The 26204-nt window shown below is 60.9% G+C and carries 21 protein-coding genes and 1 riboswitch; of the genes, 10 read left to right on the forward strand and 11 right to left on the reverse strand.

What is annotated here, in order from left to right; translation table 11 throughout:
* Positions 1-46: 46 nt before the first annotated feature.
* Both gbpA and G5221_RS12915 read right to left on the reverse strand, forming a co-directional pair.
* A complete protein-coding gene (gene gbpA / locus G5221_RS12910; RefSeq protein ID WP_421263359.1) occupies positions 47-1471 on the reverse strand; it encodes an N-acetylglucosamine-binding protein GbpA in 1425 nt (474 codons plus the stop codon).
* A gap of 65 nt (positions 1472-1536) precedes the next feature.
* Positions 1537-1622, reverse strand: a riboswitch (cyclic di-GMP riboswitch).
* A 264-nt stretch (positions 1623-1886) separates the two neighbouring features.
* Positions 1887-3569 carry a methyl-accepting chemotaxis protein gene (locus G5221_RS12915; protein WP_216952126.1) on the reverse strand — a complete coding sequence of 561 codons (1683 nt, stop codon included), beginning with the start codon at positions 3567-3569 and terminating at the stop codon, positions 1887-1889.
* A 273-nt stretch (positions 3570-3842) separates the two neighbouring features.
* Between G5221_RS12915 and G5221_RS12920 the strand changes: the two genes are divergently transcribed.
* The 4 genes from G5221_RS12920 to G5221_RS12935 all read left to right on the forward strand — a co-directional run bounded on the left by G5221_RS12920 (position 3843) and on the right by G5221_RS12935 (position 10034).
* Entirely contained in the window at positions 3843-5687 is a 1845-nt protein-coding gene (locus tag G5221_RS12920) for a M3 family metallopeptidase (RefSeq protein WP_421263360.1), read from the forward strand.
* A 621-nt stretch (positions 5688-6308) separates the two neighbouring features.
* The gene (locus G5221_RS12925; RefSeq protein ID WP_227341458.1) at positions 6309-7652 is read left to right on the forward strand and encodes a diguanylate cyclase domain-containing protein; all 1344 of its coding nucleotides are present in this window, start codon (positions 6309-6311) and stop codon (positions 7650-7652) included.
* Positions 7645-8985, forward strand: coding sequence for a glycosyltransferase family 2 protein (locus G5221_RS12930; RefSeq protein WP_323912496.1), 1341 nt, complete (start codon positions 7645-7647; stop codon positions 8983-8985). Before G5221_RS12925 ends, G5221_RS12930 begins: the two co-directional genes overlap by 8 nt.
* Complete coding sequence (locus G5221_RS12935; RefSeq protein WP_216952122.1) at positions 8985-10034, forward strand: HlyD family secretion protein; 1050 nt, start codon at positions 8985-8987, stop codon at positions 10032-10034. Before G5221_RS12930 ends, G5221_RS12935 begins: the two co-directional genes overlap by 1 nt.
* Before the next feature lie 99 nt (positions 10035-10133).
* On the opposite strand, the gene G5221_RS12940 is transcribed toward G5221_RS12935, so the two are convergent.
* A complete protein-coding gene (locus tag G5221_RS12940; RefSeq protein ID WP_421263361.1) occupies positions 10134-10367 on the reverse strand; it encodes a hypothetical protein in 234 nt (77 codons plus the stop codon).
* Between the two features lie 306 nt (positions 10368-10673).
* Here G5221_RS12940 and G5221_RS12945 point away from each other — a divergent pair, with 306 nt between their 5' ends.
* Complete coding sequence (locus G5221_RS12945) at positions 10674-11972, forward strand: ferric reductase-like transmembrane domain-containing protein (RefSeq protein WP_421263362.1); 1299 nt, start codon at positions 10674-10676, stop codon at positions 11970-11972.
* A 15-nt stretch (positions 11973-11987) separates the two neighbouring features.
* Here G5221_RS12945 and G5221_RS12950 read toward each other — a convergent pair whose 3' ends face one another.
* Positions 11988-15155 (reverse strand): S41 family peptidase, encoded by a 3168-nt coding sequence (locus G5221_RS12950; RefSeq protein WP_421263363.1) that lies wholly within the window; start codon positions 15153-15155, stop codon positions 11988-11990.
* Positions 15156-15434: 279 nt separating this feature from the next.
* On the opposite strand from G5221_RS12950, the gene G5221_RS12955 reads away from it, so the two are divergent.
* The 4 genes from G5221_RS12955 (at position 15435) to G5221_RS12970 (ending at position 18948) form a co-directional block, all read left to right on the forward strand.
* Complete coding sequence (locus G5221_RS12955; protein WP_421263364.1) at positions 15435-15914, forward strand: L,D-transpeptidase family protein; 480 nt, start codon at positions 15435-15437, stop codon at positions 15912-15914.
* A gap of 164 nt (positions 15915-16078) precedes the next feature.
* A complete protein-coding gene (locus G5221_RS12960) occupies positions 16079-17605 on the forward strand; it encodes a YjjI family glycine radical enzyme (protein WP_270905182.1) in 1527 nt (508 codons plus the stop codon).
* A gap of 10 nt (positions 17606-17615) precedes the next feature.
* Entirely contained in the window at positions 17616-18500 is an 885-nt protein-coding gene (locus G5221_RS12965; protein WP_421172405.1) for a YjjW family glycine radical enzyme activase, read from the forward strand.
* 124 nt (positions 18501-18624) lie between these two features.
* The gene (locus tag G5221_RS12970) at positions 18625-18948 is read left to right on the forward strand and encodes a DUF1820 family protein (protein WP_216952118.1); all 324 of its coding nucleotides are present in this window, start codon (positions 18625-18627) and stop codon (positions 18946-18948) included.
* A gap of 63 nt (positions 18949-19011) precedes the next feature.
* On the opposite strand, the gene G5221_RS12975 is transcribed toward G5221_RS12970, so the two are convergent.
* The 3 genes from G5221_RS12975 to G5221_RS12985 all read right to left on the reverse strand — a co-directional run bounded on the left by G5221_RS12975 (position 19012) and on the right by G5221_RS12985 (position 21653).
* Positions 19012-19944, reverse strand: coding sequence for a LysR family transcriptional regulator (locus G5221_RS12975; RefSeq protein WP_216952117.1), 933 nt, complete (start codon positions 19942-19944; stop codon positions 19012-19014).
* A gap of 66 nt (positions 19945-20010) precedes the next feature.
* Positions 20011-21207, reverse strand: a complete 1197-nt coding sequence (locus G5221_RS12980) for an aromatic amino acid transaminase (RefSeq protein ID WP_304520275.1) — start codon at positions 21205-21207, stop codon at positions 20011-20013.
* A gap of 170 nt (positions 21208-21377) precedes the next feature.
* A complete protein-coding gene (locus G5221_RS12985; protein WP_005343089.1) occupies positions 21378-21653 on the reverse strand; it encodes a metal/formaldehyde-sensitive transcriptional repressor in 276 nt (91 codons plus the stop codon).
* A 71-nt stretch (positions 21654-21724) separates the two neighbouring features.
* On the opposite strand from G5221_RS12985, the gene dmeF reads away from it, so the two are divergent.
* The gene (gene dmeF, locus G5221_RS12990; protein ID WP_421258253.1) at positions 21725-22684 is read left to right on the forward strand and encodes a CDF family Co(II)/Ni(II) efflux transporter DmeF; all 960 of its coding nucleotides are present in this window, start codon (positions 21725-21727) and stop codon (positions 22682-22684) included.
* Positions 22685-22844: 160 nt separating this feature from the next.
* On the opposite strand, the gene G5221_RS12995 is transcribed toward dmeF, so the two are convergent.
* The 4 genes from G5221_RS12995 to G5221_RS13010 all read right to left on the reverse strand — a co-directional run bounded on the left by G5221_RS12995 (position 22845) and on the right by G5221_RS13010 (position 26192).
* On the reverse strand, positions 22845-23093 hold the full coding sequence (locus tag G5221_RS12995; RefSeq protein WP_005343091.1) for a hypothetical protein: 249 nt from the start codon (positions 23091-23093) through the stop codon (positions 22845-22847).
* Between the two features lie 66 nt (positions 23094-23159).
* A complete protein-coding gene (locus G5221_RS13000) occupies positions 23160-23732 on the reverse strand; it encodes a DNA-J related domain-containing protein (RefSeq protein ID WP_204420230.1) in 573 nt (190 codons plus the stop codon).
* A complete protein-coding gene (locus tag G5221_RS13005) occupies positions 23729-25516 on the reverse strand; it encodes a cation:proton antiporter (RefSeq protein ID WP_204420232.1) in 1788 nt (595 codons plus the stop codon). Before G5221_RS13005 ends, G5221_RS13000 begins: the two co-directional genes overlap by 4 nt.
* A gap of 154 nt (positions 25517-25670) precedes the next feature.
* Positions 25671-26192 carry an MltR family transcriptional regulator gene (locus G5221_RS13010; RefSeq protein ID WP_421263365.1) on the reverse strand — a complete coding sequence of 174 codons (522 nt, stop codon included), beginning with the start codon at positions 26190-26192 and terminating at the stop codon, positions 25671-25673.
* Positions 26193-26204 lie beyond the last annotated feature (12 nt).

Below are 26204 nucleotides of genomic sequence, written 5' to 3' on the forward strand. Positions count from 1 at the left end.
ACAAAAATGGGAGCCAATGGCTCCCCTTTTGCTATCCGGTGACGAGTTACTTCACTTCATCCCATGCCATCTGCCAGTCGGAGCCGATGCCAGGCTCGTACTGGGTGGCGGTGGTGGTCCACTGCTGGCAGTAGCCGCTGTAGGGGAAGGGCTTGCACTGATAGACCTTGCCATTTTTCGGCTGCAACACCCTGGTGCCAGCGGTGTAGGATTTGATGTCGTTCGGGAAGCGGAACTGGTAGTCGCCGCCACTGCTCTGCTCCTTGAACATCAGATCCAGGGTCTGCTGGAGGGTCTCGCCGCCCGCTTTCGGGGTGGCCTTGATCACCAGCTGGTGGTGACCTGCCGTGAGCCCTTCCAGCGCCATGGTGAAGGTGTGGCTGCTGTCTTTGATATCGGCACGGCTTTCACCCCTGGCGACGCCGCCGTGATCATAGAGGGTGTTGGAAACGGCCAGATCGCCCTGTGCGGTGACGGTAAAGTCCAGGGTTGCCTTGCCGTTGTCCAGCACATAGTCGCTGGCCAGACCGCTGACGCTGATGCTGTCCACCACAGGCGGTTGCAGCTGTTGCAGGTCAATCTCGACTCGATCCAGTTTGCTGTCTCGATGCAGATAGACGGGGTTCATACCGTAGACCGGATTGAACTGGCCATCGGCTCCTTGCTGACCGGCGCGGATCAGGCTCTGCTCGGCGTTGATCTTGCTGGCGAGGGCATGGGCCCAGCTGTTCTTCTGGCCCTGCTCGGCGGTGGTGATGGTCAGCACGGTCTGCAGATCGGGGCGCTCGCCGTTGGCATCGAATACCCGGGTCATCGCCTTGTCACCCACAGCAAGGTCGATGGAGGGGTAGATGGTGCCGGCTTGGCTCCACTCCAGCGGCGGCTGGCTACCATCTTTGAACTTGGCATCGATGATGTTGTAGAAGCTGTTGCTGGTGTCGCCCACTTCCCACACGCCGAGGATCACCTGATAACCGGTTCGCTCCGGCAGGACACAGTTATGGGTCATCTCCTTGGGCGGCTGCACCATGTTGCCGTCGATGACGCAGAAGGGGGTCAGGTCGAACGAGTCGCGAGTGAGCGGTTGATTGGGGTTCCAGTCCTGCTTGGTGAGGTAGTAGCGCCAGTTGCGGGTGACGTGGTTGGCGGTGAAGGTCCAGCTGATGGCGAAGGGGCCGGGCTGTACTTCACGCTTGGTCCAGCGGTCGCTGGTCTGGATGTTCAGCTCGCTCCAGCGCGGGCTGCCCGCCGAGGCGATTTGACCATCCTGCGGGCCGGTTTGCGGGAAGCCTGATGGCCCCTCCACGCTCTGGGGTTCCCACTGTACGCCTCCACACTGGCTGTTGCCGCCGGTTTTGCACAGGTAGTTGCGGCTCTCGGGCTGGCTGATGTAGCCATGAGCCAGGGCGCTGCCGCTGGCCAGCAGGGCCAGCACCGCCGCGATGTGATTGAGTTGGATTTTTGCTGCCATACATTCCTCTGTTCGATAGATGTGGGCAGTCAGTTGGCCAGGGAGTTCCCCGATGCACACTTGCGTGTGGCAACCCCGCTATCCTGGACAAAACGTCTGTAGACCGGAGGCTTTGCGTCCCGACCTTTCGGTCAGTTTGCCAAATGACTAGATGGTTAGTGATGGGCCAAATGTTCGGCCATCAGCATTGTGCACCGCATTGATTAATTATTTGAAGTTAAATGTTTAAATGCATAATCCGGTGGCACAAAAAACGTTCTAACTGGCTGTTTTTAAATTGTTCTCTAATTTGTGAATGGCGTCGAATACCGTTGAATATGCCGATAAGGTGCATGCTGATTGCGTGTTGTCGGCGTAAAAAAACCTGCCAGCCGAGCTGGCAGGTCGAGTGACAAGGCGACACGGATTGACGCCATCAATGGCGGGCGCGCTGCTCGCTATTGGAGTGATGTAGAGTTGGCATCATAGGAGTCTTGCTGGACTCCTTGCCCAGTTTGAACACCGCAAGCCGCTCATCCAGGCTGCGGGAGAGACCGGCCAGCAGTTCGCTCTCCTGCGCCAGTTGCGAGGCGGACTGGGACATCTCGAGCGCCGAGTCGTTGATGCCGCTGACGTTGCGATTCATATCCTCGGCCACCATGCTCTGCTGTTCGGCGGCGGTAGCGATCTGGGTCGCCATGTCGCTCACATGCTGGATATGGTTGACGATCAGAGTGAGATCCTGACCCGCTTGTTGTGACTGGTTGACGCTGCTTTCGGCCAGTTTTCGGCTGGCATCCATGGCATTGGCAGCAGTGACGGCCCGTTGCTGCAACTGGGCGATGGTGCTCTGGATCTCTTCGGTGGACTGGCGGGTACGACTGGCCAGCTGGCGCACTTCATCGGCGACTACGGCAAAGCCACGCCCCTGCTCGCCAGCACGGGCGGCCTCTATGGCGGCGTTGAGAGCCAGCAGATTGGTCTGATCCGAGATGGAGCTGATGACGGCGGTCACTTCACCGATCTGCATGACCCCCTCTTTGAGCTGGTTGACCTGCAGGGTGGCCTGCTCCACCTCGGTAGCCAGCGCCTTGATGCCGTGCACACTGGCGTGAACGTCACGGTTGCCGAGGCCAGCTTCTCCGGTCGCTTCCTGGGTATCCCGCGCGGTATTTTCGGCATGCCCGGCCACATCGGAGATGGTGGCGCTCATCTCATTCATGGCTGTGGCGAGCTGGGCCAGCTGATCCCGCTGGCTGCTCACCGCCTGATTGGTTTGCTCGGCGGAGGCGGCGATGCGCAGGGCTGCATCGGCCACGTTGCGGGCACCCAGACTGGCCTCCAGCAGGGCGTGACGAATGGCATCGAGACTCTGATTGGTACAGCGGGCGACCATGCCCAGCTCATCCTTGCCATGTACCGGGATGCTCACCACCAGATCCCCCTGGGCGACCCGTTGCATGGCGTTGTTGATCTGGTTGAGGGGGGAGACGATGGAGCGGGTGATGCGCCAGCCCAGCAGCCCCATCAGCAGGGTCACAATGGCGGTGGCGCTACCCATCTTCATGTACTGGGCCCAGATGGTCTGCTGGATATCCTGCAGCAGCATGCCGGAACCGAGGATCCAGCCCCAGGGTTGATAGCCTGACACCATGGAGAGCTTGTCAGCAGTTTCGCCCGATGGGCCGCTCCAGACATATTGCAGGGTGCCCTGTTTGCCTCCCTTGGCAATATCGACCATCTGCAGCCAGAACTGCCCGGCGGTGGCACCTGTTCCTTCCCCCATGGTCTGGCCGACCAGCTCCGGCCGGATGGGGTGCACCAGCATCTGGCGGTTCTCATTGATCACGAACAGATAGTTGTTGTCGTCAAAGCGCATATTGGTCAGCAGCTTGCGTGCCTCTTGCTGCGCCTGCTCCATAGGCAGGGTGCTGGCCAGAAACTGGATCTGGCTCATGGCCTGGCTTAATACCGCATTGAGCCGCGCCTCTCGCTCACTCATCAGATTGCGCTGGAGCGCGTTGGCCGAGATGAACAGCAGCGAGACAAAACCGACAAACGCCAACGTGAGCAGCAAAAACAATTTGCGGCTCACGGTGATATCACCGAGCTTGAACATGACGAAACCCTCATTCCCTGTTGATTTTCTATGGCTCGTTACTGCGGCAGCCAATTGCTTGATGTAACAACTTATTTACTATTAACCAGTGGTCGCGCGCCCTTAAATGAGCGTTTTGACAACAGTATAGCCAGCAGACAGCACTCCCCATTTTTTGGTAGCGTGTTCAGGCGCATCCCTGCGCAATTTTTGCCAAAGAGTGTGAATCATTTGGCATTTCACTAAAAAAGGAGTGGGCCCCGCTGCGGGTGACCCCATAACAAGAGGGAATTTATGAGTTCCATTGCCAGGAATTACTTCAACCAGCTCAACGCCGACTATCTGCAGGTACACAGGCGCAAGGAGGATCTCTTCTGGTCCACCTATATGGGCACCAGCGACGATCAGGCCGGTTTTACCGCGGCCGAGCAGGCCTACAAGGCTTTTTGCGCCAATCCGGCCCGTCTGCCCGAATTGCGGGAGATGCTGGCGCAGGCCGACGAGGATGATATCAAGCGCGGTCTGCAAGGCTGGATCGCCTTCTTCGAGTGCAATGTGATTGAAGATCCCGCCGCTGCCGCCCTGATGGATGAGCTGGTGGCTGCCGAGGCGGCGCTGTTCGCCCGCCGCAAGGGGCTGAAACTGACCCTGCTGGATGAGCATGGCCAGCAGGTGGCTGGTAGCCTACCCGCCGCCAGTACCTCCCTTGCCGCCAGCCCGAGCGAGGCGGTGCGCCAGAGCGCGCTCGCCATGTTCCACACCCTGGAGCAGTGGGTGGTCGGCAATGGTTTTCTCGAGGTGGTGGCGCTGCGCAACCGCTTTGCCAGCGCCATGGGCTATCGCGACTACTTCGATTACAAGGTGCGCAAGAACGAGCAGATGAGCCCGGAGCAGTTGTTCTCCATTCTCGACGACTTCATTTCCCGCACCGACGCCCGGCTGCAGCAAAGCCTTGCCGAGCTGAAAGCGGCCAAGGGGGAGGCGGCCCTGATGCCCCATAACCTGCGCTACGCCATCAGTGGTGATGTAACCCGCCAGCTCGATCCTTATGTGCCCTTCTCGCGGGCGCTGAAGGATTGGGTCGAGAGCTTCCGTCGTCTCGGCATCCAGTATCGCGGGGCGACCCTCACCCTGGACTTGCTGACCCGGGAGGGGAAATACGAGAACGGCTTCTGCCACGGCCCGGTGCCGAGCTTCTTCCAGCAGGGGGAGTGGATACCTGCGGTGGTCAATTTCACCAGCCTGGCCGATCCGGCGCAGGTGGGCAGCGGCTGGAGCGGGCTCAACACCCTGTTCCACGAGGGGGGCCACGCCGCGCATTTTGCCAATGTCACCGGCAACGCCCCCTGCTTCTCACAGGAGTTTCCGCCCACCTCTATGGCTTATGCCGAGACCCAGTCGATGTTCTGCGACAGCCTGCTGGACGATGCCGACTGGCTCAAACGCTACGCCAGAAATGCGGCAGGAGAGGCGATCCCCGATGCGCTTATCAAGGAGATGATCGCCGCCCGTCAGCCGTTTCGCGCTTTTAACGAACGTCAGATCGCGCTGGTGGCCTACTTCGAGCGGGATCTCTACGCCATGGATGAGGCTGAACGTACTCCCGAGGCTGTGCTGGCGCTGGCCCGCAAATGGGAGCGCAAGATCCTCGGTGTCGAGAGCCCGCGCCCGCTGCTGGCCATTCCGCACCTCCTTAATCAGGAGTCGGCCTGCGCCTATCACGGCTACCTGCTGGCGCTGATGGCGGTGGAGCAGACCCGCGCTTGCTTCCTCAAGCGCGATGGCTACCTCACCGACAACCCGCGCATCGGGCCGGATCTGGCCGCCCACTACTGGGGGCCGGGCAACGGCATGACTCATGATGAGACCCTGCGCAGCCTGACTGGTGAAGGCTTCAGTGCCGTGCCGCTGGCCGAGGCGTGCAACCTGAGCGCCGCTGAGGCGTGGCAACAGGCGCAAGCCTGCATGGCCGCAGCCCAGCAGCGCCCCGCGGCTGGCGAGGGAAGCCCGCTCGATGCCCATATCCGGGTGGTCCACGGCGCCGAGCTTATCGCCGACAACAACGAGTCGGAAACCCGCATGCTGGCCGATTTCGAGGCGTGGATCGTTGATCATTACCGACGAGCGTCAGCCGAATAATCCGCACTGCTCCCGGTGATCAGGCCGGGGGCTGTGCTTTTCATGGTTATTCGTTGTCGTAACCGTGGCAGACGCTGCCATATTATTGGCAGGTGCGCGACATAGTTTGTCGCCTTGCCGATTGGGTCCGCATTTTGCCATCAGATATGTATTCATATGAACATGAATAGGAATTGCAGGCTGCAAGATAGTAGATTCACTGAGTTACGCTCTTTTGTTTTTTCTGTTAATAGTGCTTTTTGTAGTCATCTTTGTGCATAAAGATTGATCCATTCAACTATCTGCTAGTTATTCTCATCTTTCCGGGTTGACTAAATTGTCCACAACTGCAAAATCGCCCACCTTGCCACCCCCGATGTGAGTCGGGCTCGGAAAGCTTCAGATCTCTTCCCCCCGAGATGGCTGAGCCGCACATGAAAATGGCGTCAGCTCTCAACTCTTTCTGCGCGTTCGCCTGCTTCATGCTATCCGTCGATAACGTTGACACTGCTGTTGTGCTGTCCGTGCAGGGCAATGCGCATCTCGCGACATTGCCTGAGTCTGCCGATGCATGGCAACAGGCGGGTCCGTTTTATTGGCTTGGTATCTATTTGTCAGTGAATGGAAAGAGGTTATTTCCCCATGATGAGCACGAGTGAACACCCCGGTCAGATTGCGCTGCTGGGAGGCTCGGTGGATCGTGTTGCCTTGCCACTTCTCGATCTGTCCTGCTGGGATCCATTGCAGCAGCCGGTATTACTGCTCAACCTGCCTGCAGATGAGCAGGACAGGGTATTGCAGGCTGTGCGGCGTGACCCGATACGCTATTTGCAGCCGGTATTTTGTGTTGTGAAGAGCCCGCTCTCTCCCATGTTGGCCGACGGTCTCCTGACACAGCTGGATGAACGGGCCTCTGACATGCTTGAACGGTTGGCGTTGTTGACCCCTCGAGAGCATCCGGATGACATGGAAAAGCTGGCTTGGTACAGCTGGCCTCGCTCCCATTTTCGCTTGTTGCCACGTTGGCAGGCTGGTTGCCGTCAGGGGTACAGCTATCCCCTGCTGGATTGCCTGCTGGGCAGCGAAGCAGGGGATGCCCTCCCGCAGCTGGTTGCAGAGCGTTTATTGCAGAGTGAGCAGCTGGTGGACCGGGTACGTCTTTGTCACAGTTGCAACTCGGCACATCTCAATTTTGTCGATGTGTGTCCCGAATGCGCTCATATCGCCATCCAGGCCAAGCCAGCTGTGCACTGCTTCACCTGCGGGCACGTGGATGATCAGGATGCATTCATGCGACAGGGTGTGCTGCGTTGTCCCAAGTGCGTCACGACTCTGCGTCACATCGGTGTTGACTATGACAGGCCCCTTGAGAAATTCCGTTGTTTGTCATGCCATGCCCGTTTTATGGAGGCTGCCGTCCAGGCGCGTTGCCATGAATGTGGCCAGGCGCACAAACCCGATGATCTGGTGGTTGCGCCCATCTATGAATATCGCATCGGCAAGCTGGCCCGCCACATCGCACGGGAAGGAACTCAACAACTGCATCTGCCGTTGACCTGGGGTACCCCTATGGCCATGGAGCACTTCCCCTGGTTGCTGCAATGGAACAATAGCTTGCTGCAACGCCATGGTGGCTGCCATACCTTGCTGGCTATTCGGGTTGAGCATCTGGCTGAGTTGCGTGCCGAGTTGGGCATGCTAAAGACTCAGCAGCGACTGGCCGCTCTGCTCAGCCGTTTGCAAGCTCTATTCCGTGATACCGATGTCGTTTGCCAGTATGCCGATGACCGATTGTTATTGCTGTTGCCGCATACGGATGCCGACGACTGGCGCATTCTGCAGGAGCGCATTCAGGCATTGAATCTCATCGAGGGACTGGATGCTCTGACGCTGGCGGTGAAAGTACAACCTTTGCCCGCCCTGTTGGGCGACGATACAGCGGTATGGCTCGGCCAGTGGCTGGATGGAGATAGCCCGGATGCATGAGTGGATGAATACGGTGCACTACATCCTGATAGAGATACTGGGTAGCCTCCAGTTTTCTCCCCGGATGATTCTGTTGCTGTTGCCCATGTTGCTGTTGATGGAGGTGCCACTGATGGCGCTGACGTTGACCGGGATCCTGAAATGGTATGCGCGCCAGCTTCCCATGGCATCTGAACTGCCGCGATCTCGGCGCTGTCCCAAAGTGTCTTGCATCATCACCTGTTATGGGGAAGGGGAGGCGATCCGCTCCACCATATTGACGCTCAAGGAACAGCTTTATCGCGGTCAAATGGAAATCATTGCTGTGATTGATGGCGCCAAGGCCAACGCGCATACCTATCAGGCTGCGCTCAATTGTGTTCGTGAATTCGAGGGGTGCGAGAACAGAAGTTTGGTCCTGCTACCGAAATGGCAGAGGGGAGGCCGGGTCTCCACTCTCAATGCCGGTCTCTCCGCTGCGACTGGCGAGATAGTGATGAACGCGGATGGAGATACCTCCTTTGACAACAACATGATCGATGAGATCGTGGCTTGTTTCGATGATCCTGATGTGCCTGCTGTGGGAGGGGCATTAAGGGTGCGAAATCTGAACGATGGCGTACTGACCCGGATGCAGAGCATTGAGTACATGATCTCCATGCAGGGGGGCAAGACGGGACTGAGCGAGTGGAACCTCATCAACAATATCTCGGGAGCCTTCGGTGCGTTTCGTCGTGATTTTTTGCGCCAGATTGGTGGGTGGGATACCCATACCGCAGAAGATCTGGATCTGACGGTCCGTATTAAGCATTACCTCAAACGCCATCCGGCTTTAAAGATAGGGTTCGCCCCTCGTGCCATCGGTCACACCGATGCGCCCGCAGACGTGATCACGCTTGCCAAGCAGCGTTTACGCTGGGATGGAGATCTGCTGTTTCTCTATCTGCGCAAGCACAAGCTCTCCCTGACGCCCCGTATTCTGGGCTGGAAGACCTTTTTGTTTACCTTGATCTACGGGGTGGCGCAAAACGTGGTGCTGCCCCTGCTGGTCATGGGTTATAGCTGGTGGTTGGTGCTTAGCTATCCGGGGCAGTTTGTCGCTGCGTTGATGATCTGTCTCTATCTGGTTTACCTGTTTCTTACCCTGGTTAATTTCGCCGTGTTTTTGCTGGCTATATCTGAACGCCCGGAGGCAGATCTACGTCTGCTGCCATGGTTGTGTCTTTACCCGGTGTACACCTTGCTGATGCGCTTGTGGTGCGCCATCGCACTGTTGAATGAGATGTTCCGGCGCGGTCATGAAGAGAGCAGCATGGCCCCCTGGTGGGTATTAAAACGAGGAAATAAATTCTGATGAAAGTCACATTCAATCCCCCCAAGAAGCAGGATGCCACGTCGGATGAAGGGATCCGGGTATTGTATGCCCCCGCCAAGCGTGTCGCCTTCAAGGCTCGCTGGTATCTCATCCTGTTACTGGCATTCAGTCCCGTTATTATTCTGCTGTGGTATCTGGGGCGCGAGTGGTGGCTGACCCAGGCGCCAGCCATCATTACCACCGAGCCGCAACTGGTTGTTGCCAATGGGGATGGCTTTATTCGACACATCTACACGGCTCCCGGCCAGGGGGTGTCACAAGGCGATGCCCTGATGCAGTTCGAATCTCCAACCCTCAAGGCCAACATGGCGGAACGAAAAGCGCGCAGAGCGGCCATCGAATTGAGCAAGGCTGAGGCTGAACAGGCTATCTTGCGCAATCTGGACGAACAGATTGGTATTGCCGAACGGGGGAGCCGGGAGCAGGAGGTCATCTATCAGGAGTATGCCGGTTATAAAAAAGAGAAGCTGGTATCCAGTGCAGAGTACGCAACGGCCCTGCTGAATTGGACTCAGTCACGCATAGCTCTGCAGAAGGCAAGGGCAGAGAAGATAGCGCAGGAACTGCAAATCAGTGAGGACCAACTGACCGGACCGCTAGCCAGTGCTCGTCACTTGCTCGATCAGGAGCTGACCGAGATGGAAGCGATGGCGTACCATCAACAGCCAAGAGCTCCGGCGACTGGCAAGGTTTCAGATGTGCTGGTACAGGAGGGGGACTGGGTATTCTCGGGGGCTCCTCTGGCACTTATCTCGAAGCGAGAAGACCCGCTGGTGATAGCCTATGTGCAGCCCAAATATCTCTCTTCAATGGCTCCTGGACACAAGGCTGTCGTCAAGCTGCCCAGCGGGGAGCGTCTGGCTGCCAGGGTCGCCAGACAGGTCGAGCTGGCGGACAAGTTGCCGGCTCAGTTAGCCGCACCGTTTGAAGGGGAGAAAGCAACCCTCAAGGTCGCACTCTCGCTGGATGAAAAATTACCCCCGAACCTGCAAGTGGAAGGGTTGCCGGTGACCGTGTTGTTTGATTGACGTCTATGGCGTTGTGATCCTGAATCGCAACGCCTTCTTTTGGGTTTCGGCCATAAAAGGTGGCTGGTGTATGGAAGCCCGCAATTGCCCCTCCCTTTTTCATTCATCAATGACTTTATTTCCGCAATGTTCGCAGATGGCATGTCGTTCAAAGCGATCCATGTTGGCCAGAAAGGGGCCGGCGGCCCAGCCGGTAATGAAGTCCTTGATAAACGCTTTGCGCTTTTGCTCCGGTGTCAGCTGCTGGCCAAAGGTTTTGTCGACCAGCACCACGACATGGTTGGTCTCGCGCTGACAACTCGGGCAGTAGCGTTGTTCGGTGGATGAAAGCAAGGGGGCTCCTTGTCCGGAAGAGTGGGCTGCAGGTTTTCCGCCGCAGATATGTAACATCCCCATTTGATTCCTTTTGCTGGCGGGTCGTCAATCACAGCGGAGGTGGATTGTGCGCCATCTCCTGTGAAGAGGGGCGAGCCAACAAGGGTGATCACGAGGGGCCAGTCGGCCCCTCTTTTGTTTCCGTTTGTCACACATTGCCACACAAGCTTCCCCCTCTGGCAAAGTCTTGTGACCGGACGGGTGTGCAATGGTGCCATGAGCAGGGAGATGAGGCCCTGCCGCGATGGAACCAGGGAGCATGTTATGACGGATAAACGGGTTTGGTGGCTGTTGCCACTGCTGGCGGTCGGGGTCTGGTGGCTCGGTTATGCGGGGGATGCTAACGGGGTGTGGCCCTGGCGCCATGAGATGTTGCTGCTGACGGGTTTGCTGGGGATGATCTACATGGCGATTTCGCTGTTGCTGGCGCTGCGCTTGCCGCGGCTGGAGGTGTGGTGTGGCGGTCTGGACCGGATGTTGCGATTGCACCGCCAGACGGCCATCGGTGGTGCATTGGCGCTGACCGCCCACTGGCTGGTGGTGGAGGCGCCCAAGTGGGCGGTCTCGGCGGGTTGGCTGAGCCGTCCCGCGCGGCGTGGGGCCAGCGCGGCCGCAGCTGGTGCAGGAGCAGGCAATGGCATCTCGCTCCATGCCCTTGGCAATACCCTGGGGGAGTGGAGTTTCTATCTGCTGATCGCGCTGGTGGTGGTGAGCTTGCTGGCGCTGGTGAGTTATGGCCGTTTTCGGCTGATCCACCGGCTGGCCCCGCTCATCTATCTGGCGGGGTGGGGACATGGGCTCTGCCTGCTTCCTCAGGTGGGAGCCATGACGCCGGTTGGGGTATCGATCTGGTTGAGCGGCGGGATCGGTGCTATCGGGGCCCTCTACTCCCTGCTGGGACAAGTGGGGACGCGGGATCGCCATCCGGGCCGGGTCATTGCGGTGCGGGCGCTGGCGGATCACACCTGCGAGCTGACCATGCAGCTGGAGCGGCCGCTCGCCCATTACCGCCCGGGTCAGTTTGCCTTTTTCGAATTTGACGCCAAAGAGGGGCCGCACCCCTTTACCCTGGTGCGGGTGTCGGCGGATCGGCGCCAGCTGGTGATCGCGGCGCGGGCGCTCGGGGATCATACCCGTCAGCTGGTGGCAGAGGCGCGCGTCGGGGATGGAGTGGTGGTGACCGGCCCCTATGGCGCCTTTGTTGCGCCGCAAGGGGGAGGCCGAGCCCTCTGGCTGGGAGCCGGGATAGGTATCACGCCGTTTGTTGCCTGGCTGGAGGGGCTGGCTGCCCGTGGTGAGCGCGGCGAGGGGATCACCCTGATCCAGTGCGCGCCGGATCTGGCGGGGGCTGTCTACCACCGACGGTTGGCCGAGCTCTGTCATCGCACCGGTGTGTGCTATCAGCTGCATCTGGACAAGGCGGCCGGGCGGCTGGATCTGGCTCGCATCGCGCAGGATGCGCCCGAGCAGGTGTGGTTTTGCGGGCCGGAGGGGATGGCAGATGCCCTGATCCGGCTGTTGCCGGACGGGCATCTGCATCGCGAGCTGTTTCGCTTTCGTTGAGCTAGATGGGCGCCGTTATTTGGCGCTGGCTGGCAACTGCTTGAGGGCGGCTTGTACCGCCGCCTCCAGCTGCGGGTCGCGTCCAGCCACCATGTCGGCCGGAGTGAGGGGCACCTGCTGGTCCGGGATCAGCTCCCGATTCTCGTAGAAGGTGCCGTCCGGTTTGCGCAGCCCCAGGGTCGGAATGCCGTAGGAGAGCCCCGGGATCAGCCGGGAGTCGTGGCTGTAGACCATGGTGCCGGTGCCGGGCACCGGATCGCCGACGATGGGGCCGACCTTGAGGGCGCGGTAGTACTCGGGGAAGGCGGAGCCTTCCGAGTAGCTGGCGGCGTTCACCAGCACCACCGAGGGCTTGGTCCACTGGCGAGTGGCGGCGTCGGTTTCACCCTTGCCCTGACGGGGCCAACTGCTGGCCATTCCCTTGGTGCTGCCGCTGCCGGTCAGAAACTCCACCAGGGTATTGGCGAGATAGCCGCCGCTGTTGAAGCGGACATCGACGATCAGCGCCTCGCGATTGCGCTGCCTGCCGAGGGCATCCGCCACCACCGCATCGTAGACCTCGCTATTCATTGCCGGCAGATAGACGTAGCCGACCCGTCCTCCGCTCAGGCTGGCCACCAGCTCCCGCCGTTTCTCAATCCAGCGATCCTGTTGCAGCTGGTACTCCTGCTGCTTGTCGATGGCGGTGAGCACTACCTCGTCAGTTTGCTTGTCGCCCTCCTGCTGGAAGGTGAGGGCGAGCCGGGCACCGGCCTGATGGTTGAGGGCCTGATCCAGCTCGGCCAGATTGGCAATCGGGACGCCGTTGATGGCGAGCAGACGGGCGCCCGGGGCGATATCGCTCTCCTGATCCAGCGGGCCGCCAGAGAGCAGAGCGGTGAGCATCACCCCCGGCTCGCCATCCTGCCAGTAGCCGCCAAGGCTGGCGGTCTCGTCCGCCATGCGCGGGAAGGGGGCGGGGCCGCTGCCCCAGGTGTGGGAGACATTGAGCTCGCCAGCCAGCTCCGCCAGCAGGTTGCCAAAGTCCCGCGGGTTGCCGATGCCCGGCAGCAGGCGGCGGTAAGCGGCGACATAGCTATCCCAGTTCACCCCGTTCATATCGTCCAGATAGAACTCGTCCCGGGTTAGGCGGGCGATCTGATCGAAGGCGGCGGTCATGCGTTCCTGCCAGCGGCTGGTGGGTTGCAAGGCGAAGGGGGCGCTGGTGGCCTCGCCGGAGTCGAGATGGATCCGGGTGATCTCCCCATCCCGCACCAGGGTCGCCAGGGTGCCCTGCTGGTTGAGGCTTGCCAGCGCTGGGCCGGGCTGCTCGCCAAACAGTTCGCTGGTTTTGCCCTTGCGCAGATCCTGGCTGTAGCCCTTGATCTCGCTCTCGCTGTTGACCCCCATCTCCTCCACCAGATAGATCAGCTGGTCGCCGATGATGCGGCTGGCGAGCAGGGTGCCGGTGGGTTGCAGCAGCAGCGCTTCGCGATGGTTGAGACGATCGCTCTCAAATCCGTATCCCCCTTTCGGCGGCTCCAGTTCGGCAATCGCATCGGCTCTGGCGGCGCGGCTGCTGTAAATGCCGAGCAGGTTGGTGACGAGGGGCTCGCCATCGGGCCCCAGTGCGCCAAATCGGGTCGATTGCCAGTAGAGGATGGCGCCATCCTGGCTCCAGCCCGGTTGCCCATCCTGATAGCCGTTGAGGCTGACATTGACCGGTTTGGCCTTGGGATTGGCCGTGTCGATCACCGCGATCTCCTGCTCTGCCGCATCGGGGCGGAAGGTGAGCGCCAGATGGCGGGAGTCGGGGGCAAAGGCGAGATGCACCTCGTGGCGCGAGGGGTTGAAGCTGGCAGGCACCAGCTCCCGCTGCTTGTTGCTCGCCAGATCCAGCAGATGGATGGCCTGGCCATCCACCACGAAGGCGAGCTGTTTGCCATCGTGGGAGAGCACCGGACGGCTGATCCCCTTGCCGGGAATCGCCAGCAACAGGCTCTCGGTCAGAGTGCCGGGATCGCTGAACAGCAGATCCGGATCCCCCTTGCGCAGGCGATAGAGGGCAGCGTGCCCCTGCTGCTCCGACAGATAGATGAGGGCGCGGCCCTGCTCGGCGAAGAGGGGGCTGGATTGCTCGCTCGGATCGCGGGTCAGCTGGCGCACCCGCTCCCGCTCGGGGTCGACGGCAAACAGGTTGCCCTCGCTCACCAGGATCTGCTCGTCCGCCTCTTCGCTGACCAGCGCTTCGTCTGCCAGGGTCAGGGTCTCGCTCGCCTCATCCGGCGTGCTCGCCACTTGCGGGGTGAGGGTCAGCTTGCGTGGCTCGCTGCTACCGGCATCGAGGCGATAGAGTTCACCCAGCCATGACCAGACCAGATCGCCATTGCGAGAGGCGCTGAGCCCCCGCACCGGATGGCCCTGATAGTGGGTCAGCTGTTGCTCCTTGCCGCTGGCGAGATCCCGACGCCAGACGTTGAAATCGCCGCTGCGCTCGCTCAGGTAAAAGAGGGTATCTCCCTTGTCGCTCCAGACCGGATCGGTGGCCGCCACTCGATCTTCGGTCAGCTGCTTGTGCTGCTTGCCATCAAACAACCAGAGACGGGGCACCGCAAACGAGTGCTGATGCTTGCGAAAGGGTTGATCCGCCGCGGGCATCTGATAGGCGAGCCGCTCCCCGTGGGGGCGGGCGAGAGTTGCAGGCAGCGGCAGATCGGCCTGCAAGGTGCCGCCGGTGATCGGGGTCCAGTAGAGCTCGCCCCATTGGTAGCCTTCCGCGATAAAATGGTCGGCATCGGGCGCACCCAGGCGCTGGCTGCTCAGCAGCAGTCGTTTGCCATCGGCGCTGAAGGCTTGCGGCAGATCGGTGCGCGAATCGCGGGTGAGGCGCACCATCTCGCCGCCGTTGGCAGGCACCACGAACACATCCTCGTTGCCGTAGAGATTGGCGGCAAAGGCGAGCTGTTTGCCATCCGGCGACCAGATTGGCCGCTGGCTCAGGTAGTCGCTGCCGGTGAGCGCCGTGGCGGGGCCACCCCCGGCACTGGCGACAAAAATGCGCCCCTGCCAGGTGAAAGCAAGCTGCTTGCCATCGGGGGAGAGGGCGGGCTCGCGCAGCCAGAGTGCATCGGCGGCGACACTGGCGGGCAGCCAGAGCGAGAGTGGCGAGAACAGCAGGGTGGCGAGGCGGCACGAAGAGCGCATGGCATGATCCTGTCGGGGAGTGGAGTGTTATCTTCGCCGATCATTGCCCCGGGTGCCAGCGCGATAATTTTTTGTATCTTGTTGTTTTAACTGTTAATTACCAATGTCAAATGACGGCGTTCAAGGAAGATGGCCTTGCTGCGGCAAGATATGTTTTGCCGGGCATATTGAGTATTGATGGCGATCCAATATCATGGCGCTCGCTCGCCGCTCGGCGGGCATCGTTCAGATGATCTGGTAACAAGAAAAGCCCGCACCAGAGGCTTGTCGAGGGATGGAATGAGAGCCGTATTACTGTGTTTGTTGGGGCTTTGGCCCGCATTGAGTTTTGCCTTTACCGAAAAAGCCGATTTGGTGGTGGTCAAGAAGTCGACCTATAGCCTGACCCTGATGAAGGATGGCAAGGAACTGAAGCGCTACTGGATTGCACTGGGCCCGGCGCCCAAGGGGCACAAGCAGCGGGAAGGGGATCAACGTACCCCGGAGGGGCGCTACACCCTGGATTACAAGAAGAGCAACTCCGGCTTTTATAAAGCGATACATATCAACTACCCGAATCTGGACGATATCAAGCGCGCCAATGAGTTGGGGGTGAACCCGGGTGGCATGATCATGATCCATGGTCAGCTTAACCGGATGGGTAACCGTCGGGTACAGCCCTCCAACTGGACCAACGGTTGTATTGCGGTACTTAACCACGAGATGGATGAGCTCTGGAATGCCATTGACCCGGGTACGCCCATCATCATCGAGCCCTGATCCGCACAACGGGGGCCTTGTCGGCAGACAAGGCCCCCGTTCTGTTCTGGTTGTGATCCCCTTTAACGGATGTCTTTTTGAGACATTCGCATTGTTGTGAATGTCACTTCAAAAAAAGCCTGCAAATGGTGAGGATATGTGCTCTGTCCGTGAAGGAGTGTCCCATGTCTTTGACCGAAACCTGTCAGCGCATCGTGCGCGATCCCCATCTCTCCGCTGCTCAGAAGAGCCACGCACTGGCGCTGGCCGCCGAGAATGCGTTGCCCTACCCCGACCTGCCTGCCGCAGTCGCCGAGGCGATGGAGCAGGGATTTATCTGCGACATGTTCGAAGGGCATGCCCCCTACAAGCCGCGTTATGTGCTGCCGGACTATGAAAAATTCCTGACTCAGGGCTCTGCCTGGCTGGAGCTGACGGCGCCGCAGGATTTCGACGAGGCGCTCAACGCCCTGCGCATCCTCTATCACCATGTCCCCTCCGTCACCGGCATGCCGGTCTGGCTGGGACGGCTCGACCATCTGCTGTTGCCGTTTGTCGGCGAACTGGATGACGAGAGCCTCTATCGCAAGCTGAAGGGGTTCTGGGTCTATCTGGATCGGGTGTTGCCGGACGCCTTCATGCACGTCAACATCGGGCCTGATGACAACCGCATCTGCCGCCTGATCCTGCGCATCGACAACGAGCTCAAGCAGGTGGCGCCGAACCTCACCTTCTTCCACGATCCGGAGCAGACCCCGGACAGCCTGCTGCTACAGGCTGTGAAGAACATCGCCGAGTGCAGCAAGCCGCACATCGCCAACTACCCGATCCATCGCGATACCTTTGACCAGCGTGGTTTTGGCATCGTCAGCTGTTACAACGCCTTGCCGCAGGCCGGTGGCGCCAATACCCTGGTGCGTATCTCCCTCAAGCGGGTCGCCGAGCAGTGCCAGGGGATCGATGACTTCCTCGGCTGCCTGCTGCCCCACTACTGCCGTCTGGCCTCCCAGTTGATCGAAGCGCGGGCCGCTTTCTTGCATCAGGAGTCCGGCTTCTTCAACAGCTTCCTGGTGAAAGAGGGGCTGCTGGATGAGGATCGCTTCGTCCCCATGTTCGGCATCTACGGCATGGCGGAAGCGGTCAATATCCTGATGGATAAAGAGAATCTGCCGGATCGCTATGGTCACGGCGAGGAGGCGAACCAGCTTGGCTATCGCATCTCGGCCCAGCTCTCGGAATATGTCACTGCGACGCCGCAAACCCATGCCTGGGGTGGTCGCGCCCTGCTGCACTCGCAAGGTGGCCTCAGCATCGATGTGGCAGTCACCCCCGGGGTGCGCATCCCCTACGGGCAGGAGCCGGATCCGGCCAGCCATGTGCTGGCGCTGGCGCCGCACCACACTTATTACCATTCGGGGATCAGCGAGATCCTCACGCTGGATCCCACCATCCGCCAGAACCCGCAGGCACTGCTGCAGCTCTGCAAGGGGGCGCTCGCTATCGGCATGCGCGAGTTCACCGCCAACGTGGCCGACAGCGATCTGGTGCGGGTGACCGGCTACATGATCCGCAAGAGCGACGTGGCTCGCTTCGCAGAGGAGGGATCGCGCTTGCAGACCACCTGTCTCGGTGCCGAGGCGAGTGAAGTGACCGCCATTCGTCAGCGGGCTCCGCGGGTAGTCGCCCACGAATCGACCATCGGCGAGTATTGAGTTCGCACCGATGGCTGATGTCTTGCCAACACGCAGCGCCCTGGTGAGCAGGGTGCTGTCGTTCTCCTGTGTCGACGGGCCGGGCAACCGGCTGGTGTTGTTTCTGCAGGGGTGCAACTTTCGCTGCCCCGGCTGCCATAACCCGCACACCATAGGGCTGTGCGACGATTGCGGCGACTGCCTTGCGGTCTGTCCGAGTGGCGCCCTCTCCATGAGCGAAGGTAAGGTTAATTGGCAGGAGGCGCTCTGCACCGATTGCGACGCCTGTCTGGATGTCTGCCCGCGCAGTGCCAATCCCAAGACCGCCAGCATGACGGTGGCCGAGGTGCTGGCCCTGCTGCGCCGCTACGGCCCCTTGCTGAGCGGGATTACTGTCTCAGGCGGTGAGGCGACTACTCAGCTCCCCTTCGTGGTTGCGCTCTTTACCGCCATCAAGGCCGCGCCGGATCTGGCCCATCTCACTTGCCTGCTCGACAGCAACGGCTCGCTGGCCGAAACCGGCTGGCAGCGGCTATTGCCGATGCTCGATGGTGCCATGCTCGATCTCAAGGGGTGGCGTGACTCGGTACACCTCTCGCTGACCGGTTACAGCCGCGAACGGGTGCTGGCATCGCTGCAACTGCTGGCAAGTCACAGCAAGCTGACCGAACTGCGGCTGCTCCACGTGCCGGGCAAGAGCGATTTTCTGGATGCGAATGGTGAGCTGGACGCGGATCTCGCCGCCTTCTTGCAGCAGCTGGGGCCTGTGCCCATTCGCCTCAACGGTTTTCGCCACCACGGGGTGCGGGGGGAGGCGGCGCAATGGCCAGAGGCGACCCGCAGCGAGCTGGAGTGGCTGGCGAGTCGGTTGCGTGCTGCGGGAGTGGGGGCGGTGACCTTGCCACCGCTGATCTAAAGAGGTCTGATCGATTCCCTTGCTGTGTAGTAAAAGCACACAACTGTGACTTCTGTCTATTGGAGGGGGCCTTGGGGCTCGTTATGATATTGCCCATCCGTCCCTCCTCCATCACAGATAAATCATGAGTGAAAGCAAGGCGTTATATCGGGTTCAGTTTATTTGCCACAACGAGCGCTATGAGGTTTATGTGCGCCAGGTGAATCAGGGCCAACTGTTTGGATTTATCGAGATCGCCGATTTTGTCTGGGACAACCACACGGCGCTTATCGTCGATCCCAGCCATGAAAAGCTCAAGAGCGAATTTGCCGATGTGCGTCACACCCTTATCCCCATGCATCAGGTGTTACGCATCGATCAGGTGAAAAAGCAGGGGGCTGCCCGCATTACGGATCTGGGTAGCAACGTCGCCTCCTTCCCCAGTCCCATTTATACCAAGCGTCCCTGATCCCTCATTGCCGTGGATGTTTCGCCGTGGCGAAACATCCATCTCTTCTCGCTGTCACCTGGCTCAGGGCTCGACCAGCTCGCGACCCAGTTGCAGGATCCGCTGGCGGAACCAGTGGCGGGCCGAGCCATCACCGGCCGGGCCATACCAGACCAGACTGTGACTCACCTTGCCGTAATCGAACGGTGCCGGACGCAGCTCCAGATCCGGCTGGCTGGCGATGCATGCCGCCCAGCCACCGATGGCGGTGAGGATCAGATCGGTCTGGGGCAGCAGGGCCGCCGCGCTGGCAAAATCGGGCAGGGTGGCGCCAATCTGGCGACGCACCTGTTGCTGGGCAAGGCTCTGCTCGAAGAAGGGGTTGGCCAGCTCCTGATCCCGGATGGCGATATGGCGCCAGCTCAGGTAGGCATCGAGATCCCAGGGCTTGGCCAGCGCCGGGTGGTCTTTGCGCAGCAGACAGACCAGTTTCTCTTCCCGCAGGGTCTCCCACACCAGCCCGGGCTGGCGCGGTAACGGCTGGCTCTGGTCATGGGGCAGGATCACGAAGTCGAGTTTGCCCGCTGCCAGCGCCTCCAGCCCCTGCTCATCCTTGTTCCAGATCTCCGGCACCATGCCCGGCACTTCTTTCATCAGCTGACCCAGAATGGGGCCCACCGGCCAGGTCATCACGCTCTCGCGCAATCCCAGCCGCAAGCAGCCCTGCCACTGCTGGGGGTTGAAGGCATTCTGGCGAGTGAGGCCGTTCAGCTCCCCCAACAACCGGTGCAGGGTGGGAGCCAGTCGCTCGGCCATGGGGGTGAGCAGCAGCTGGTTGCCCTGGCGGTAGAGCAGTTGATCCCCCAGCAGACCCCGCAGCTGGTTGAGGGTCTTGCTAACGGTGGAAGGCGTGGTGCAGAGCCGCTCGGCGGTGCGGGTGACGCTCTGGTTGTCGAGCAGCAGATGCAGGGTGACCAGATGGCGACCTCCCAGCCGAGAGAGTGCGATCAGATCCATAAGTACTCCACAAGCGAAGGGAAGAGACAAGACAAAAAAGCCCCGCCAAAGCGGGGCTAGTGCGGATTAGCCCTTGAGCACCGCCGCCATGGCGTCGGCTACGTAGTCGACGTTGCGACTGTTGAGGCCCGCCACGCACATGCGGCCGGAGCGCACCAGATAGACGGCGAACTCCTCGCGCAGCCTGTCCACCTGCTCCGGGGTGAAGCCGGTGTAGCTGAACATGCCGCGCTGGTTGATGAAGTAGCTGAAGTCGCGGCCCGGCACCTTGGCGCTCAGCACCTCGAACAGCTTCTGGCGCATGGCCTTGATGCGGGTGCGCATCTCGGTCACCTCGTCGACCCACATGGCGTGCAGCTCGGGCTGGCTCATCACAGCCGCGGTGATCTGGCCACCGTGGGTGGGCGGGCTGGAGTAGTTGCGACGCACGGTGGCCTTCATCTGACCCAGTACGCGGCTGGCTTCTTCGGCATCCTTGCAGATGACCGACAGGCCGCCGCACCGCTCGCCGTAGAAGGAGAGGTTCTTGGAAAAGGAGTTGCTGACGAAGAAGCTGACGCCGGCGGCCACCATGGCGCGAATGGCATAGGCATCCTCTTCCAGCCCGTCGCCGAAGCCCTGATAGGCGATATCCATAAAGGGGATCAGGTTCTTCTCGACCACCAGCGCGATCACCCGATCCCACTGGGCACGGGAGAGATCCACCCCGGTCGGGTTGTGGCAGCAGGGGTGCAGCAGCACGATGCTCTTCGCCGGCAGAGTGCTCAGGCAGTCGACCATCGCATCGAACTGCACGCCGCCGGTGGCCGCATCGTAGTAGGGGTAGTCGTGCACCTTGATGCCGGCGCCTTCGAACATCGCCTTGTGGTTATCCCAGGTGGGATTGCTGACCCATACCTCGGAGGTCGGGAAGTAGCGCTTGAGCAGATCGGCGCCGATCTTCAGCGCGCCCGAGCCGCCGATGGTCTGGATGGTGGCGATACGTCCCGCCTTGACCGCTTCATGGTCGGCACCAAACAGCAGGTGCTGCACCGCAGTGCGGTAGTTGGCGGCGCCTTCCATCGGCTGGTAGGGGCGCGGGGCTGGCGCGGCGGCGCGCTGGGCTTCGGCCTGCTGTACCGAGGCCAGCAGCGGAATGCGGCCCTGCTCGTCGTAATAGAGGCCAATCCCCAGGTTCACCTTCTGCTCGCGGGTGTCTTTGTGGAAGGTCTCGACTAGCGTCAGGATGGGGTCGCCAGCATAGGCATCGACGTGTTCAAACATGGGGGATCCTTGAAATTGACTGTCCAGTAAAACCGGCGGTCAGCCGGGCTGGACATCATGGCGCAAAGCTGGCGGTGGCTCAAGCCCGAAAGGGACGGGGGCTGGCGGGCAGACGCCACACAGCCGTAAACGGAATGATGCGGGGTCGCCTGCAGCCTCATTCACCGGTCCTACTTCAGATAGGATCGCAATACCCGCACTACTTGATCCAGATCTTCCAGCCGCTCGGCCGGGGTCGCCTCTTCGGCGCCCAGGTGCTCACGCATGTGCCCTTCCAGCACCTCCAGCATCAGGCCGTTGACGGCACCGCGAATGGCCGCGATCTGCTGCAAAATGGCGGCGCAGTCGCTCTCCTGCTCCAGCGCGTGCTCCAGCGCACCGGCCTGTCCCTTGATGCGACGTACCCGTGCCAGCAGCTTCTTTTTACCGTGAATGGTGTGTGACATGCAGGATCCTCTCGATCAATAAAACTATACTGGGGTATAGTATATTGCATTGTCGTCCTCAGGAGAAATCCATGTCATCCCTTGCCTCATCCCACTGCCACCAACCCGTCGTCCACGAAGGGAATCCGCTGGCCGAACAGAAGACTCGCTGGGCCGTGCTGCTGACCGTCATCATGATGGTGGCGGAGATCGGCGGCGGCTGGTTCTACAACTCCATGGCGCTGCTGGCCGATGGCTGGCACATGAGTTCCCACGCGCTGGCGCTCGGCCTCTCGGTGCTGGCCTACCGCGCCGCCCGCCACTTTGCCCGCGACCACAGATTCAGCTTCGGCACCTGGAAGATCGAGGTGCTGGGTGGCTTCACCAGTGCTCTCCTGCTGGTGGGGGTGGCCGGGCTGATGCTGTTCGAGTCGGTGTTCAGGCTGCTCGATCCCAGCCCGATCCACTATCAACAGGCGATCGCCATCGCGCTGGTGGGGCTGCTGGTGAATCTGGCCTGTGCCTGGCTGCTCAAGGATGATCACGGCCATCATCACCACGGCCATGGGCATGACCACCATCATGGGCATCACGACCACGATCATCATGACCATGACGCTCACCACGGCCATCAGGATCTCAACCTGCGCGCCGCCTATATCCACGTGCTTGCGGATGCGGCCACATCCGTGCTGGCGATCCTGGCACTGGTGGGGGGTATGCTGTGGGGGGCCGACTGGCTGGATCCGCTGATGGGCATAGTGGGGGCCGTACTGGTGGCGGTGTGGGCCTGGGGTCTGCTGCGTGACTCCGGTCGGGTGCTGCTGGATGCCGAGATGGATACCCCGTTGGTGGGTGAGATCCGTGAGGTGATTGCCGACCTGCCGGATGCCGAGATCCGCGATCTGCACGTCTGGCGGGTGGGCCAGCAGCAGTATGCCTGCGTGCTCTCCCTGCTGATGGCGGCACCTGTCTCCGCCAGCGAGATCCGCGCGCGGTTGGCGATACATGAAGAGCTGGTTCATGTGACCATAGAGATAGCCACTCCATAGCCAGATTTATGGCTGTCTATGCCAGATAGCGTGCAACTTGCACTCTGCAACACGAGTAAATCGAAGCGGTTGTTTCTGGGGAGGCCTGTGGCAGGCACGTTCTGACTATATGCCTGGTACAAGCCTCACCGGGGCTAGGGGTGAGATGTGACGGTTTGAGTTAACGTTCGAAGAAGCGATAGAGGTGTTCTACCTGCATCGGGCAGTCAGCTACCAGATGCACATGATCGCGGGCCTGCTCGACCGTATCGAAACTGACCGGGCAGCCTAGGGTATCGGTCAGCTCGTAGAGGGCGCCATCATTGCCTCTGAATTCGATGATCCAGCCGGGGATGGCCACGTCGTGGAGTATTTCGGCCTCTTGCAGGATCTGTTGTTGATAGAGCTTGCGAAGTTCACTGACTGTCATGATGCTCTCCTGTGAAGGGGGATTCAGCTCCAGTCTATGCCTCTCTTTGTGCGGACGGCAACCGGATCATCCCCGCAGGACCTCCCAGGCCCAGCGGATACGGATAAAAGTCTCGGCATTACCACCCCGATCCGGATGGTGCTGCAATGCCAGCTCCCGCCAGCGGCGGCGGATCGCCTCCTGACTCGCCCCCTCATTCAACCCGAACAGGGCCAGCGCCTCGGCTTTGTGCCCCTCACCGTCATAAGCGCGCCAGAAGCGGTTGAGCAGGGCTTCAACTTCGGCACGGTCGGTCTGCCAGAACACCTGCCAGTCGAGATAGTAGCTACGCAGATTTTCGCCAAGGGCAAAGCCGTGGTTGGCCTCCTGATTCCCGGCCAGCGGTTCGAGCCGGATATCCAGGGTGCTGATTACCAGCCACCATCCCTCTTGCCAGAGCTCGGCCTGCAACTGGTAGAGGGCGTTCATGATCAGGAAGTTGACCCGAAACAGCTGCAGCTGCTCATCGTCGGCCAGCCGGGGGATCTCCCCCTGCTGGCGCAGAGCGGCCATCAGTTCATGCACCTTGTAGCTTCCCGCCGCCTGTTGCAATAGCACCAGCAGAGGGGCGATCAGCGGATTGTGGTTGGCTTCGCTCATTCGGCACCCTGCTCTCTGGGTGGCTGCAGGGCGATCAGCAGCTCACCCGCCTGCGGGGTGACAGGGCCGGTAACGATCTGGGGCTTGCCCTTGCCATCCATGATGAACAGCGGGATGGCGCCGGGATTGGCGGTCTGATACTGGGCCCAGTCGAACGTCTCGCTCAGGCGGGTCGCCTTGATCTGGCCGCCCCGGCTCAGCAGGCTGCTCAGCTTGGCATAGTTGATGTCGGGGCCGAACAGGTTCTGGCGAGCGCGAAAGGTGGCGCTCTCCCGGTTGGCCTTGCCGTGCTGCTCGCTGGATCGCAGGGAGTAGACCTGCTCCTCGCCGTAGAGGTGGGCAAAGTGCAGCACCCCGAGGGCGTTGTTGTGGCGGTTGGGGGAGAGTGCCAGCACGGTACTGATGCTGGTAAGCGGCAGGTGCAGCTCGGCATGTTCCGACTGGGGGTTGCCGAAGTAGCAGGGGAGGTTGCTCATCCGCGCCTGTTTGCAGAACTCCCAGGCGGGATCGCAGAGCTGTACCGGCACCCCCTGATCCGCCAGCGCCTTGCCAATGGCCCGCGCCACCGAGTTGGCCCCTATGATGAGCCAGGTGTTGGGGGCGCTCTGGCGCATCTTGAGCAGGCTGGCCAGCGGTGCCGAGGTGAGGCTCTGCAACACCACGGTGGAGATGATCACCGCAAATACCAGCGGTACCAGCTTGTCGGCATCGGGGATCTCGGCCTGATGCAGGCTGATGGCAAACGAGGCACTGACTGCCGCCGCGACTATGCCACGCGGGGCGATCCAGCTAAGCAGGGCGCGAGCTCGCCAAGAGAGATCCGAGCCCCAGGTCGAGACCAGAATACAGAGCGGACGCGCCACGAATTGCACCACGCAGAGCAGCGCCAGCACCATGGGGCCGAGTTGCCAGAGCTGGGCCAGATCGAGGCGCGCTGCCAGCAGGATAAACAGGCTGGAGATAAGGATGACCGCGAGATCCTCCTTGAACGCCAGCACCTCCTCCAGATCCAGCCCCTCCTGATTGGCGAGCCAGATGCCGAACACGGTCACCGCCAGCAGACCGGACTCGTGGCTCAGCCAGTTGGAGAGGCTGAAGGTGAGCAGCACCAGCGCCAGCACGCCGAACTTGTGCAGGCTGACCGGTAGCCAGTCCTTGCGAATGAGCAGGGTGGTGAGCCAGCCTGCTGCCACCCCGATCAGGGAACCGACCAGCACTGTCTTGCCCAGCGCCAGCAGGGTATGGCTGATGAGATCTCCCTGACTGCCGAGGCGTACCGCCTCGAACACCAGCACCGCAAACAGGGCGCCGATAGGGTCGATGACGATCCCCTCCCAGCGCAGGATACGGTCCACCTCCCGGGTGGGGCGGATCACGTTGAGCATGGGGGCGATCACCGTCGGGCCCGTTACCACCAGCACCGCGCCGAGCATGGTGGCGACCCGCCAGTCCAGCCCCAGCAGGAAGTAACCGGCGCTGCCGATGACGGCGAAGCTGACCAGCATGCCGGTGGAGCAGAGATTGCGCACCACCTTGCCGATCCCCTTGAGCTCGGCCAGATGAAGGGTTAATGCCCCTTCGAACAGGATGATGGCGACCGACAGGGAGACCAGCGGAAACAGCAGATCCCCGAGCAGGGCATCGGGGTCGAGCAGGCCGCTGACCGGACCCAGAGTCAGGCCGGTGAGCAGCAGAAACAGGATGGCGGGCACCCGCAGCGACCAGGCAAGCCATTGGGCCAGCACGGAGACCAGGGCGATCCCGGCCAGAGAGAGGGCAATCATGCAGACCTCGATTCAGGCAGTGAGTATGGAGCTAGTGTAGTGGCTAAGTTGGTCAGATTGACACCCGAAGGAGCGTGCGTCATGGTGGCTGGCGGTGGTGTGAAGGGTGCCAGCCAGACGCCAACCGTGGTGATGGGGTGGCCTTGGGGCCGGATTAGATGGGGCTCTCCTTGTGGAGCTCGCCGACACAGTCGGCCAGCGCCAGTACCAGTGCGGAGCGCACCATCTGATCGAGCCGGTTGAGCTGCATCTGGTAGAAGGCCCAATCCTCTTCGCCGGCGGGGGGGGCCAGCTTCATCATGCCGCCCTGATTGACCCCGTGCAGGCGGTCGAGCAGATCGCGGATCGGCTTGTCGCTGAAGCGGTAATCCTTGGGGTCGCGCACCAGAAAGTCGCGGATCTTGAGATAGGCTTCCAGATCCTGATAGCGCTCAAGGGAGATGAGGCCGAGGGCGAAGATGAGCTTGAGGCGTACCTCCAGCTGGCCGAGGGGGCCGCTCTGGTTGAGCAGGGGTTCGATGGCGTATTTGACGGCATACTCCTCCTGACGAAACGCGCGTCGCATCAGGGAGTCGACCGCTTCTTCCAGGATGGTCACGGCTTCGAGGAAGAAGCCGCGGGGGCCATCCTGCTCGTTCAGTCGTTCCAGTACTTCATCTTCCTGGTGTGTGGTCATAGGTGCATTGGG

Origin of the sequence: Aeromonas sp. 602200 (assembly GCF_049173895.1) — a bacterium.
Classification (GTDB): Bacteria; Pseudomonadota; Gammaproteobacteria; order Enterobacterales; family Aeromonadaceae; genus Aeromonas; species Aeromonas veronii_A.

Coding starts and splice junctions, on each gene's coding strand:
- gbpA (WP_421263359.1), bottom strand. CDS start 1,471: ATGGCAGCAAAAATCCAACTCAATCACATCGCGGCGGTGCTGGCCCTG.
- G5221_RS12915 (WP_216952126.1), bottom strand. CDS start 3,569: ATGTTCAAGCTCGGTGATATCACCGTGAGCCGCAAATTGTTTTTGCTG.
- G5221_RS12920 (WP_421263360.1), top strand. CDS start 3,843: ATGAGTTCCATTGCCAGGAATTACTTCAACCAGCTCAACGCCGACTAT.
- G5221_RS12925 (WP_227341458.1), top strand. CDS start 6,309: ATGATGAGCACGAGTGAACACCCCGGTCAGATTGCGCTGCTGGGAGGC.
- G5221_RS12930 (WP_323912496.1), top strand. CDS start 7,645: ATGCATGAGTGGATGAATACGGTGCACTACATCCTGATAGAGATACTG.
- G5221_RS12935 (WP_216952122.1), top strand. CDS start 8,985: ATGAAAGTCACATTCAATCCCCCCAAGAAGCAGGATGCCACGTCGGAT.
- G5221_RS12945 (WP_421263362.1), top strand. CDS start 10,674: ATGACGGATAAACGGGTTTGGTGGCTGTTGCCACTGCTGGCGGTCGGG.
- G5221_RS12950 (WP_421263363.1), bottom strand. CDS start 15,155: ATGCGCTCTTCGTGCCGCCTCGCCACCCTGCTGTTCTCGCCACTCTCG.
- G5221_RS12955 (WP_421263364.1), top strand. CDS start 15,435: ATGAGAGCCGTATTACTGTGTTTGTTGGGGCTTTGGCCCGCATTGAGT.
- G5221_RS12960 (WP_270905182.1), top strand. CDS start 16,079: ATGTCTTTGACCGAAACCTGTCAGCGCATCGTGCGCGATCCCCATCTC.
- G5221_RS12965 (WP_421172405.1), top strand. CDS start 17,616: ATGGCTGATGTCTTGCCAACACGCAGCGCCCTGGTGAGCAGGGTGCTG.
- G5221_RS12970 (WP_216952118.1), top strand. CDS start 18,625: ATGAGTGAAAGCAAGGCGTTATATCGGGTTCAGTTTATTTGCCACAAC.
- G5221_RS12975 (WP_216952117.1), bottom strand. CDS start 19,944: ATGGATCTGATCGCACTCTCTCGGCTGGGAGGTCGCCATCTGGTCACC.
- G5221_RS12980 (WP_304520275.1), bottom strand. CDS start 21,207: ATGTTTGAACACGTCGATGCCTATGCTGGCGACCCCATCCTGACGCTA.
- G5221_RS12985 (WP_005343089.1), bottom strand. CDS start 21,653: ATGTCACACACCATTCACGGTAAAAAGAAGCTGCTGGCACGGGTACGT.
- dmeF (WP_421258253.1), top strand. CDS start 21,725: ATGTCATCCCTTGCCTCATCCCACTGCCACCAACCCGTCGTCCACGAA.
- G5221_RS12995 (WP_005343091.1), bottom strand. CDS start 23,093: ATGACAGTCAGTGAACTTCGCAAGCTCTATCAACAACAGATCCTGCAA.
- G5221_RS13000 (WP_204420230.1), bottom strand. CDS start 23,732: ATGAGCGAAGCCAACCACAATCCGCTGATCGCCCCTCTGCTGGTGCTA.
- G5221_RS13005 (WP_204420232.1), bottom strand. CDS start 25,516: ATGATTGCCCTCTCTCTGGCCGGGATCGCCCTGGTCTCCGTGCTGGCC.
- G5221_RS13010 (WP_421263365.1), bottom strand. CDS start 26,192: ATGACCACACACCAGGAAGATGAAGTACTGGAACGACTGAACGAGCAG.